The following is a 10,600-nucleotide window of genomic DNA, read 5'->3' as shown; positions in this document are numbered from 1 at the left end:
GGGTGGGTTCGCTGGTTTCAGCGGGCCGCTGCTGGCCGTTCAGTTGCTGGCGTGCCGCGTCGACGGCACTGAACAGTGCCGACCAGAGCAGTGCCAGGGTCAGGGTGCCGAGCAAGGGCGCGTACGGCAGGGTGTCCATGGGCGGCCGTCAGACGTGCAGGATGAATTCGCGGACCAGCTTGCTGCCGAAATAGGCCAGCATCAGCAGGCAGAAACCGGCAAGCGTCCAGCGGATCGCCTTGTGCCCGCGCCAGCCGAGGCGGGTGCGGCCCCACAGCAGCACGCTGAACACCACCCAGGCGACGCAGGCGAGGGAGGTCTTGTGCACCAGGTGCTGGGCGAACAGGTTGTCGAGGAACAGCCAACCGGAGATCAACGACAGCGAGAGCAGGCACCAGCCGGCCCAGAGGAAGCCGAACAGCAGGCTTTCCATGGTTTGCAAGGGCGGGAAGTTGCGGATCAGCCCGGATGGGTGCTTGTGCTTGAGCTGGTGGTCCTGGAGCAGCAGCAGCAGGGCCTGGAACACCGCGATGGTGAACAGGCCATAGGCGAGGATCGACAACAGGATATGCGCCAGGATGCCGGGTTTCTCGTTGATCAGCGGCACGGTGCCCGCGGGGGCGAACTGGGCCAGCAGGGCGGTGATGGCCCCCAGCGGGAACAGCAGCACCAGCAGGTTCTCGACCGGGATGCGCAGGCAGGCCACGAGGGTCAGTGCGATCACGGCCGCGGCGATCAGGCTGGCGGCGCTGAAGAAGTCGAGGCTCAGGCCCAGCGGGGTGATCAGCTGGAAGAACAGGGCGCCGCTCTGGGCGACCACGGCGAGTGCGCCGAGCAGGCCGAGCAACCGTTTGTCGGCGCGACTGCTCTGGGCCAGGCGGCTGCCCTGGTAGAGGGCGGCGACGATGTACAGCCCGGCGGCGAGCAGGTTGGGGATGAGGCTGGGTGACGAGAGCATAAGTCCAGGTAGGCAAGCCCTAAAGGAACGAAGTGTGGCATAGAACGCGGCAGCCTAGGAAGACCGGGGGCGGCTTCGAGCCACAAGCCCCCAAACGGCAAGCTTGACAGATGAAGGCCTTTCCATCCGCGCGCGAGCAGAAGGGGTGGGGAGAGGGGGGGTGCCCCAATGCCGGCCAGTCCAGTGGTCTTGGGGCGCGAAGCGGCCCAATGAATAATGTTCTGTTCCTAAAAAGCAGAACTCTGCACGCTCTGCTTTTTCTTGCAGCCTGTAGATTGGAGTGTGCTCCCGCCGCGATGGGAGGCACGGCACGAGGTGTGCGCCACCGCCGCTCTCCGTTATAATGCCCGGCTTGCTGTGCCCCACGCGTGCGCATATCCGCCAGGGCGCCTGAACAACCTCGGCTTCACTGGGCCTGAAAGGATCACCATGTTCGAAAACCTGACCGACCGCCTGTCACAGACGCTGCGCCATGTCACCGGCAAGGCCAAGCTGACCGAAGACAACATCAAGGATACGTTGCGCGAAGTGCGCATGGCCCTGCTCGAGGCCGACGTCGCCCTGCCGGTGGTCAAGGATTTCGTCAACAGCGTCAAGGAACGTGCGGTCGGCACCGAGGTGTCGCGCAGCCTGACCCCGGGCCAGGCATTCGTGAAGATCGTCCAGGCCGAGCTGGAAGGCCTGATGGGCGCGGCCAACGAAGACCTGGCGCTCAATGCCGCACCGCCCGCCGTGGTACTGATGGCCGGCCTGCAGGGCGCGGGCAAGACCACCACCGCCGGCAAGCTGGCGCGCTTCCTGAAGGAGCGCAAGAAAAAGAGCGTGATGGTGGTTTCGGCCGACGTCTACCGCCCAGCGGCGATCAAGCAGCTCGAAACCCTCGCCAACGACATCGGCGTGACCTTCTTCCCGTCCGACATCAGCCAGAAGCCGGTGGCCATCGCCGAGGCGGCGATCCGCGAGGCCAAGCTCAAGTTCATCGACGTGGTCATCGTCGATACCGCCGGTCGCCTGCACATCGACGCCGAGATGATGGACGAGATCAAGGCCCTGCACGCCGCGGTCAAGCCGATCGAGACCCTGTTCGTGGTCGACGCCATGACCGGCCAGGATGCCGCCAACACTGCCAAGGCCTTCGGCGACGCCCTGCCGCTGACCGGCGTGGTGCTGACCAAGGTCGACGGCGATGCCCGTGGCGGTGCCGCGCTGTCGGTGCGCGCCATCACCGGCAAGCCGATCAAGTTCATCGGCATGGGCGAGAAGAGCGAGGCCCTGGAGCCGTTCCACCCCGACCGTATCGCCTCGCGCATCCTCGGCATGGGCGATGTGCTCAGCCTGATCGAGCAGGCCGAGCAGACCATCGACAAGGCCAAGGCCGACAAGCTGGCCAAGAAGCTCAAGAAAGGCAAGGGCTTCGACCTCGAGGACTTCCGCGACCAGTTGCAACAGATGAAGAACATGGGCGGCCTGGGTGGCCTGATGGACAAGCTGCCGAGCATCGGCGGGGTCAACCTGTCGCAGATGGGCAACGCCCAGGGCGCGGCCGAGAAGCAGTTCAAGCAGATGGAGGCGATCATCAACTCCATGACCCCGGCCGAGCGCCGCGACCCAGAGATGATCAGCGGCTCGCGCAAGCGCCGCATCGCCCTCGGCTCCGGCACCCAGGTGCAGGACGTCGGCCGGCTGATCAAGCAGCACAAGCAGATGCAGAAGATGATGAAGAAATTCTCCGCCAAGGGCGGCATGGCCAAGATGATGCGTGGCCTGGGCGGGATGCTGCCGGGTGGCGGCATGCCGAAGCTGTAACCGATTTCGAGGTGGCCGCCTTGTCGTGAGGCGGTCGTCCGGAGCCCCGCCTCGGCGGGAATAGCGCCGCAAACAGCGGCTTAACCGGCAGATCTGGACGGTGAGGCGTAGCCTTGCCGAAAAAGGCATTTGCAAATGTCCGTGTATTCCCCGAGAATATGCGGCCTTTTGGGCACCCTGTGCCCATTGGGCATTCAGATTTGCAGCACCGACTATAGGAACGATGTTCACATGGTAACCATCCGTCTTGCCCGTGGCGGCTCCAAGAAGCGCCCTTTCTATCACCTGACCGTGACCAACAGCCGTAACGCCCGTGACGGCCGTTTCGTCGAGCGTATCGGTTTCTTCAACCCGATCGCCTCCGGCGCCGAAGTTCGCCTGTCGGTCAATCAGGAACGTGCCCAGTACTGGCTGAGCCAGGGCGCGCAGCCGTCTGAGCGTGTTGCTCAGCTGCTGAAGGACGCTGCCAAGGCTGCCGCCTGAGCAGTATGAACGCGACGCCAGACAAGGCTGACGACCTCATCGTTGTCGGCAAGATCTTTTCGGTTCACGGCGTTCGCGGCGAGGTGAAGGTGTTTTCCTTTACCGATCCGATTGACAACCTGTTGGATTATCCCCGCTGGACGCTTCGGCACGAAGGCGTGGTAAAGCAGGTCGAGCTGGTCAAGGGCCGCCTTTCCCAGAAGGGGTTGGTGGTGAAGCTCAAGGGCCTCGACGATCGTGACGAAGCACGGCTTCTGAGCGGTTACGAGATCTGCGTACCGCAGAGCCTTTTGCCCAACCTGACCGACGGCGAGTACTACTGGTACCAGCTGGTGGGTCTGAAGGTCGTCAACCAGGACGAACAGCTGTTCGGCAAGGTTGATCACTTGTTGGAGACCGGCGCGAACGATGTATTGGTGGTCCGGCCCTGCGCAGGCAGCCTGGACGATCGCGAGCGCTTGCTGCCCTATACGGCGCAGTGCGTGCTGGCCATCGACCTGGAAGCAGGCGTGATGCGGGTCGAATGGGACGCGGATTTCTGACCGATGGGTAACCTTCGCGTAGAAGTCGTCACGCTGTTCCCCGAGATGTTCTCGGCCATCACGGAGTACGGCATTACCAGCCGCGCGGTGAAACAGGGGTTGCTGCAAGTGACCTGCTGGAATCCGCGGGACTACACCACGGATCGCCACCACACGGTGGATGATCGGCCTTTTGGCGGTGGTCCGGGCATGGTGATGAAGATCAAGCCTCTGGAAGACGCCCTGGCCAGTGCCAGGCAGGCGACCGGGGCTGCGGCGAAGGTGATCTACCTCTCGCCACAAGGCCGCAAGCTGACCCAGCAGGCGGTCAAAGGGCTGGCGCAACAGGAATCGTTGATCCTGATCGCCGGTCGTTATGAAGGCATCGACGAGCGTTTTATCGAGGCTCATGTCGATGAAGAGTGGTCGATTGGCGACTATGTGCTTTCCGGTGGCGAGCTGCCGGCCATGGTGCTGATCGATGCGGTTACGCGGCTGCTGCCCGGAGCTTTAGGGCATGTGGACTCGGCGGAGGAAGACTCCTTCACCGACGGTCTGCTCGATTGCCCGCACTACACCCGACCGGAGGTGTATGCGGATCTGCGCGTTCCCGACGTGTTGCTCAGTGGCAACCATGCACACATCCGGCGTTGGCGGTTGAAGCAGTCCCTTGGTCGGACCTTCGAACGGCGCGCCGATCTTCTGGAAAGTCGCTCGCTTTCTGGAGAAGAGAAGAAGCTGCTCGAGGAATACCTCCGCGAGCGGGACGATAGTTAACGTATCGATGGTGGATCGAGTTATCCGCCTTAGGAGCACAGCATGACCAACAAGATCATCCAGCAGCTCGAAGCCGAGCAGATGAACAAGGAAATCCCGGCCTTCGCCCCGGGCGACACCGTTGTCGTCCAGGTGAAAGTGAAGGAAGGTGAGCGTTCCCGTCTGCAGGCGTTCGAAGGTGTCGTCATCGCCAAGCGCAACCGCGGTCTGAACAGCGCCTTCACCGTGCGCAAGATCTCCAGCGGCGTTGGCGTCGAGCGTACCTTCCAGACCTACAGCCCGCAAATCGACAGCCTGTCCGTGAAACGTCGTGGTGACGTGCGTAAGGCCAAGCTGTACTACCTGCGCGACCTGTCCGGCAAAGCCGCTCGCATCAAGGAAAAACTGTCCTGAGTGCAGTTTGACCGGTGGCCGAGGCCGCCTTGCGAGAGAAAAAGCAGCCTTCGGGCTGCTTTTTTGCGTTTTGTCGAATGATGTACCGGGGCCGCCCCGGCCCCTTGCGATGTGAGTAAGCGATGACCATCACCCGAGACCAGGAAATCCAACGCCGCACCGAACTGTCGGTGACCCGCGTGACCAAGGCTGTCTTCCCCAGCACCACCAATCACCACAACACCCTGTTCGGCGGCACCGCCCTGGCCTGGATGGACGAAGTGTCGTTCATCGCCGCGACCCGTTTCTGTCGCCTGCCGCTGGTGACCGTGTCCACCGACCGCATCGACTTCAAGCACCCGATCCCGGCGGGCTCGATCGTCGAGCTGGTGGGGACCGTGATCAAGGTCGGTACCACCAGCCTGCAGGTGCAGGTGGATGTGTTCGTCGAGAACATGTACCTCGATGGCCGCGAGCGGGCCATTCATGGTGTGTTCAGCTTCGTCGCCATCGACGAGGACAAGCGCCCGGTGCCGGTGTTGCCGCAGGCCTGAGGACGCTCCGGCGCCTGCGCCGGCCTGTTCGCGGGCAAGCCCGCTCTTGCAGGGGGCGAGTCGATCGCAAGTGATGCGGTTTGCAGGGCCATGTGGGCGCGGGCTTGCCCGCGAAAGTGCCAGACCTGACAACCTGTCACCTGCTGTGAAACACTAGGCCCCTCTCAACGCCCAGCAGCCCCGCATGTCCGCTCTCGACCACCCCCTGATCGACCAGTTCCTCGATGCCCTCTGGCTGGAAAAAGGCCTGTCCGACAATACCCGCGCCTCTTACCGCAGCGACCTGGCCCTGTTCAACGGCTGGTTGCAGGAGCACGGCGTGGCCCTGCCGGCGGCGGGCCGCGAGCTGATTCTCGATCACCTCGCCTGGCGCTTCGAGCAAGGCTACAAGCCACGCTCCACGGCGCGTTTTCTCTCTGGCCTGCGCGGCTTCTTCCGCTACCTGCTGCGGGAAAGGCTGATCGACGTCGACCCGACCCTGCAGGTCGAGATGCCGCAGTTGGGCCGCCCGTTGCCCAAGTCCCTGTCCGAAGCCGACGTCGAGGCCCTGCTGCAGGCGCCGGACCTAGGCGAGGCCATCGGCCAGCGCGACCGGGCCATGCTCGAAGTGCTCTATGCCTGCGGCCTGCGGGTGACCGAACTGGTCAGCCTGACCCTGGACCAGGTCAACCTGCGCCAGGGCGTGCTGCGGGTCATGGGCAAGGGCAGCAAGGAGCGCCTGGTGCCGATGGGGGAGGAGGCGGTGCTCTGGCTGGAGCGTTACCAGCGCGATGGGCGTGCCGAGCTGCTCAATGGCCGCCCCAGCGACGTGCTGTTCCCCAGCCAGCGCGGCGAGCAGATGACCCGCCAGACCTTCTGGCACCGTATCAAGCACCATGCCCGGGTCGCTGGCATCGACAAGCCACTGTCGCCGCATACCCTGCGCCATGCCTTCGCCACCCACCTGCTCAATCACGGTGCCGACCTGCGGGTGGTGCAGATGCTGCTGGGCCATAGCGACCTGTCGACCACACAGATCTATACCCACGTGGCCAAGGCGCGCCTGCAGCAACTGCATGCCCAGCACCATCCGCGTGGATGAATGGTTTTCATGTTCCGCCGACCGGTGCCTGCGAACCCCTCCAGTAGCGGCCTGTTGTGGTAGGCTTGGACGGTTTGCACCAAGGGCTGCCCGCTCGCCGCGATTTCCCCCGCGCCCGACGCCCCGCCGGCCCCGTCCGCCTTCAGGAGTTCCCATGCGCGTGACCCAGATTTTCGCCGCCGCCGCCCTGGCGCTGGCCAGTACCTTTGCCGTTGCCGCGACCAGCGACGCCAGTGCCGGCGCCGAGCAGGCGATCCGCAAGACCCTGCAGACCCTCGAGCTGGAAGTGCCGGTCGAGAGCGTCGCCAGCAGCCCGGTCAGCGGCCTCTACGAAGTCAAGCTACAGGGCGGCCGCGTGCTGTACGCCAGTGCCGATGGGCAGTTCGTCATGCAGGGCTACCTGTTCCAGATCCAGGACGGCAAGCCGATCAACCTCACCGAGAAGACCGAGCGCCAAGGCATCGCCAAGCTCATCAACGGCATTCCAGCCGCCGAGATGGTGGTTTATCCTGCCAAGGGCCAGACCAAGTCGCACATCACCGTCTTCACCGATACCACCTGCCCGTATTGCCACAAGCTGCACGCCGAGGTGCCTGAGCTCAACCGCCGCGGTATCGAGGTGCGCTACGTCGCCTTCCCGCGTCAGGGGCTCGGCTCGCCGGGCGACGAGCAACTGCAGGCGGTCTGGTGCTCCAGCGACCGTCGCGCGGCGCTGGACAAGATGATCGAGGGCAAGGAAATCAAGGCCGCCAAGTGCGCCAACCCGGTCGGCAGGCAGTTCCAGCTGGGCCAGTCGATCGGTGTCAACGGCACGCCGGCGATCGTCCTGCAGAGCGGCCAGGTGATTCCGGGCTACCAGCCGGCGCCGCAGGTGGCCAAGCTGGCCCTGGCCAGCGAAGGCAGCGCAGCCAAGTAATTCAATCAGTACGCCGTCACCATGGGGAGACGGCATGTTTCACGGTCGGCGCAGAGGCCGGCCGTTCAATGGGGAGTTCACAGTGAAACCGGTCAAAGTAGGCATCTGTGGGTTGGGGACCGTCGGTGGCGGAACCTTCAATGTACTTCAGCGCAACGCCGAGGAGATCGCCCGCCGTGCCGGGCGCGGTATTGAAGTGGCACAGATCGCCATGCGCTCGCAGAACCCGAACTGCCAGATTACCGGTACCCCCATTACCGCTGATGTGTTCGAGGTCGCGAGCAACCCGGAGATCGACATCGTCATCGAGCTGATCGGCGGCTACACCGTCGCCCGTGACCTGGTGCTCAAGGCCATCGAAAACGGCAAGCACGTGGTCACCGCCAACAAGGCCCTGATCGCCGTGCACGGCAACGAGATCTTCGCCAAGGCCCGCGAGAAGGGCGTCATCGTCGCCTTCGAAGCCGCGGTGGCCGGTGGCATCCCGGTGATCAAGGCGATCCGCGAGGGCCTGTCGGCCAACCGCATCAACTGGCTGGCCGGCATCATCAACGGTACCGGCAACTTCATCCTCACCGAGATGCGCGACAAAGGCCGTGCCTTCCCTGACGTGCTCGCCGAGGCCCAGGCCCTGGGGTACGCCGAGGCTGACCCGACCTTCGACGTCGAGGGCATCGACGCGGCGCACAAGCTGACCATCCTGGCCTCCATCGCCTTCGGCATCCCGCTGCAGTTCGACAAGGCCTACACCGAGGGCATCACCCAGCTGACCACGGCCGACGTCAACTACGCCGAGGCCCTGGGCTACCGCATCAAGCACCTGGGCGTGGCCCGTCGCACCGACGACGGCTTCGAGTTGCGCGTGCACCCGACGCTGATCCCCAGCGACCGTCTGATCGCCAACGTCAACGGTGTGATGAACGCGGTGATGGTCAACGGCGACGCCGCCGGCTCGACCCTGTACTACGGTGCCGGCGCCGGCATGGAGCCGACCGCTTCCTCGGTGGTCGCCGACCTGGTCGACGTGGTCCGCGCCATGACCTCCGACCCGGAGAACCGCGTGCCGCACCTGGCCTTCCAGCCCGATTCACTGTCGGCCCACCCGATCCTGCCGATCGAAGCCTGCGAAAGCGCCTACTACCTGCGCATCCAGGCCAAGGATCATCCGGGCGTGCTGGCCCAGGTGGCGAGCATCCTCTCGGAGCGCGGCATCAACATCGAGTCGATCATGCAGAAGGAAGCCGAGGAGCAGGACGGCCTGGTACCGATGATCCTGCTGACCCATCGCGTGGTCGAGCAGCGTATCGACGACGCCATCGTCGCCCTGGAAGCCCTGCAGGACGTGGTCGGCAAGGTCGTGCGTATTCGCGTCGAACAGCTCAATTAAGCGGCAAGCTTCAAGCAGCGAGCTGCAAGATAAAGGCAGTTCGGCGTTGAGGCTTGGAACAGATGACACATGCGGCAAGGGTGGGGCGCGAGTTACAGGAACGATGCCGATCGGCTTTTTCTTGTAGCGTGCCGCTCGAAGCTTGCCGCTCGAACCAAAGGTTTGCACCCATGCGCTATATCAGTACCCGCGGCCAGGCACCGGCCCTGAACTTCGAAGATGTCCTGCTGGCTGGCCTGGCCAGCGACGGCGGCCTGTACGTGCCGGAAAACCTGCCGCGTTTCACCCAGGAAGAGATCGCCTCCTGGGCCGGCCTGCCGTACCACGAGCTGGCCTTCCGGGTGATGCGCCCGTTCGTCGAAGGCAGCATCGCCGACGCCGACTTCAAGAAGATCCTCGAGGAAACCTACGGCGAGTTCGCCCATGCCGCCGTGGCGCCGCTGCGCCAGCTGGACAGCAACGAGTGGGTCATGGAGCTGTTCCACGGCCCGACCCTGGCGTTCAAGGACTTCGCCCTGCAACTGCTCGGCCGCCTGCTCGACCATGTGCTGGCCAAGCGTGGCGAGCGCGTGGTGATCATCGGTGCCACCAGCGGCGACACCGGTTCGGCCGCCATCGAAGGCTGCCGCCGCTGCGACAACGTCGACATCTTCATCCTGCACCCGCACCAGCGCGTCTCGGAAGTGCAGCGCCGGCAGATGACCACGATCTTCGGCGACAACATCCACAACATCGCCATCGAAGGCAACTTCGACGACTGCCAGGAAATGGTCAAGGCCAGCTTCGCCGACCAGTCGTTCCTCAAGGGCACCCGCCTGGTGGCGGTGAACTCGATCAACTGGGCGCGGATCATGGCCCAGATCGTCTACTACTTCCACGCCGCGCTGCAACTGGGTGGCCCGGCGCGCTCGGTGGCCTTCTCGGTACCGACCGGCAACTTCGGCGACATCTTCGCCGGCTACCTGGCCCGCAACATGGGCCTGCCGATCAGCCAACTGGTAGTGGCGACCAACCGCAACGACATCCTGCACCGCTTCATGAGCGGCAACCAGTACGTCAAGGACACCCTGCACCCGACCCTGTCGCCCTCGATGGACATCATGGTCTCGTCCAACTTCGAGCGCCTGTTGTTCGACCTGCATGGCCGCAGTGGCGCCGCCATCGCCGAGCTGATGGAACGCTTCAAGCAGGGCGGTGGTTTCAGCGTCGAGCAGGACCGCTGGACCGAAGCGCGCAAGCTGTTCGATTCCCTGGCGGTGACCGACGAGCAGACCTGCCAGACCATTGCCGAAGTGTTCGCCAGTACCGGTGAAGTGCTCGACCCGCATACCGCGATCGGCGTCAAGGCCGCCCGCGAGTGCCGCCGCAGCCTGGATACGCCGATGGTGGTGCTGGGCACCGCGCACCCGGTCAAGTTCCCCGAAGCGGTGGAGAAGGCCGGCGTCGGCAAGGCCCTGGAGCTGCCGGCCCACCTGAGCGACCTGTTCGAGCGCGAGGAGCGTTGCACGGTCCTGGCCAACGACTTGAAAGCGGTGCAGGCGTTCGTCAGCCAGCACGGGAATCGTGGCAAGCCGCTGTAAGACGAGTGATTGATTGGGGCCGCTTCGCGGCCCCAATGTCTATCCACCCATTATCCGCAGACCGTTCCCACTGCGGTTTCAGACTTTTCCTATATGAGTCGTCAGGTGACTTCCCTAGAGTAACCGCCCCTATCCACCAGGGCGCGCGAAGCCCCAGGAGCGGCC

11 protein-coding genes and 1 pseudogene are annotated in these 10,600 nt (G+C 64.3%); 10 read left to right on the top strand and 2 right to left on the bottom strand.

Annotated features, from left to right (window positions below):
• Together WCE05_RS06350 and WCE05_RS06345 are read right to left on the bottom strand one after the other, a co-directional pair.
• Positions 1-139 (bottom strand): annotated as a pseudogene (locus tag WCE05_RS06350) (transporter); the annotation flags it as partial.
• A gap of 9 nt (positions 140-148) precedes the next feature.
• Positions 149-958, bottom strand: coding sequence for an inner membrane protein YpjD (locus tag WCE05_RS06345; RefSeq protein ID WP_368815609.1), 810 nt, complete (start codon positions 956-958; stop codon positions 149-151).
• A 429-nt stretch (positions 959-1,387) separates the two neighbouring features.
• Between WCE05_RS06345 and ffh the strand changes: the two genes are divergently transcribed.
• The 10 genes from ffh (at position 1,388) to thrC (ending at position 10,435) form a co-directional block, all read left to right on the top strand.
• The gene (ffh, locus tag WCE05_RS06340; protein WP_225787273.1) at positions 1,388-2,764 is read left to right on the top strand and encodes a signal recognition particle protein; all 1,377 of its coding nucleotides are present in this window, start codon (positions 1,388-1,390) and stop codon (positions 2,762-2,764) included.
• 231 nt (positions 2,765-2,995) lie between these two features.
• Positions 2,996-3,247: a 30S ribosomal protein S16 gene (gene rpsP, locus WCE05_RS06335; protein WP_225787274.1), complete on the top strand. Its 252-nt coding sequence runs from the start codon at positions 2,996-2,998 to the stop codon at positions 3,245-3,247.
• Positions 3,248-3,252: 5 nt separating this feature from the next.
• The gene (gene rimM, locus WCE05_RS06330) at positions 3,253-3,789 is read left to right on the top strand and encodes a ribosome maturation factor RimM (protein WP_368815608.1); all 537 of its coding nucleotides are present in this window, start codon (positions 3,253-3,255) and stop codon (positions 3,787-3,789) included.
• Positions 3,790-3,792: 3 nt separating this feature from the next.
• Complete coding sequence (gene trmD, locus WCE05_RS06325) at positions 3,793-4,545, top strand: tRNA (guanosine(37)-N1)-methyltransferase TrmD (RefSeq protein WP_225787276.1); 753 nt, start codon at positions 3,793-3,795, stop codon at positions 4,543-4,545.
• 42 nt (positions 4,546-4,587) lie between these two features.
• Positions 4,588-4,938: a 50S ribosomal protein L19 gene (gene rplS, locus WCE05_RS06320; protein ID WP_225787277.1), complete on the top strand. Its 351-nt coding sequence runs from the start codon at positions 4,588-4,590 to the stop codon at positions 4,936-4,938.
• 122 nt (positions 4,939-5,060) lie between these two features.
• On the top strand, positions 5,061-5,471 hold the full coding sequence (locus tag WCE05_RS06315; protein ID WP_225787278.1) for an acyl-CoA thioesterase: 411 nt from the start codon (positions 5,061-5,063) through the stop codon (positions 5,469-5,471).
• A 184-nt stretch (positions 5,472-5,655) separates the two neighbouring features.
• Complete coding sequence (xerD, locus tag WCE05_RS06310; protein WP_253090617.1) at positions 5,656-6,552, top strand: site-specific tyrosine recombinase XerD; 897 nt, start codon at positions 5,656-5,658, stop codon at positions 6,550-6,552.
• A gap of 154 nt (positions 6,553-6,706) precedes the next feature.
• Positions 6,707-7,468, top strand: a complete 762-nt coding sequence (locus tag WCE05_RS06305; RefSeq protein WP_253079919.1) for a DsbC family protein — start codon at positions 6,707-6,709, stop codon at positions 7,466-7,468.
• Positions 7,469-7,550: 82 nt separating this feature from the next.
• A complete protein-coding gene (locus tag WCE05_RS06300) occupies positions 7,551-8,855 on the top strand; it encodes a homoserine dehydrogenase (RefSeq protein WP_225787281.1) in 1,305 nt (434 codons plus the stop codon).
• Positions 8,856-9,025: 170 nt separating this feature from the next.
• On the top strand, positions 9,026-10,435 hold the full coding sequence (gene thrC, locus WCE05_RS06295; protein WP_253079920.1) for a threonine synthase: 1,410 nt from the start codon (positions 9,026-9,028) through the stop codon (positions 10,433-10,435).
• Positions 10,436-10,600: the final 165 nt, after the last annotated feature.

This window comes from Pseudomonas sp. I2 (assembly GCF_040984075.1).
GTDB classification, from domain to species: Bacteria; Pseudomonadota; Gammaproteobacteria; order Pseudomonadales; family Pseudomonadaceae; genus Aquipseudomonas; species Aquipseudomonas guariconensis_B.
The sequence above is the reverse complement of the archived record's forward strand: the minus strand, read 5'-3'. Positions and strand labels throughout refer to the sequence as shown.

Coding starts and splice junctions, on each gene's coding strand:
- WCE05_RS06345 (WP_368815609.1), bottom strand. CDS start 958: ATGCTCTCGTCACCCAGCCTCATCCCCAACCTGCTCGCCGCCGGGCTG.
- ffh (WP_225787273.1), top strand. CDS start 1,388: ATGTTCGAAAACCTGACCGACCGCCTGTCACAGACGCTGCGCCATGTC.
- rpsP (WP_225787274.1), top strand. CDS start 2,996: ATGGTAACCATCCGTCTTGCCCGTGGCGGCTCCAAGAAGCGCCCTTTC.
- rimM (WP_368815608.1), top strand. CDS start 3,253: ATGAACGCGACGCCAGACAAGGCTGACGACCTCATCGTTGTCGGCAAG.
- trmD (WP_225787276.1), top strand. CDS start 3,793: ATGGGTAACCTTCGCGTAGAAGTCGTCACGCTGTTCCCCGAGATGTTC.
- rplS (WP_225787277.1), top strand. CDS start 4,588: ATGACCAACAAGATCATCCAGCAGCTCGAAGCCGAGCAGATGAACAAG.
- WCE05_RS06315 (WP_225787278.1), top strand. CDS start 5,061: ATGACCATCACCCGAGACCAGGAAATCCAACGCCGCACCGAACTGTCG.
- xerD (WP_253090617.1), top strand. CDS start 5,656: ATGTCCGCTCTCGACCACCCCCTGATCGACCAGTTCCTCGATGCCCTC.
- WCE05_RS06305 (WP_253079919.1), top strand. CDS start 6,707: ATGCGCGTGACCCAGATTTTCGCCGCCGCCGCCCTGGCGCTGGCCAGT.
- thrC (WP_253079920.1), top strand. CDS start 9,026: ATGCGCTATATCAGTACCCGCGGCCAGGCACCGGCCCTGAACTTCGAA.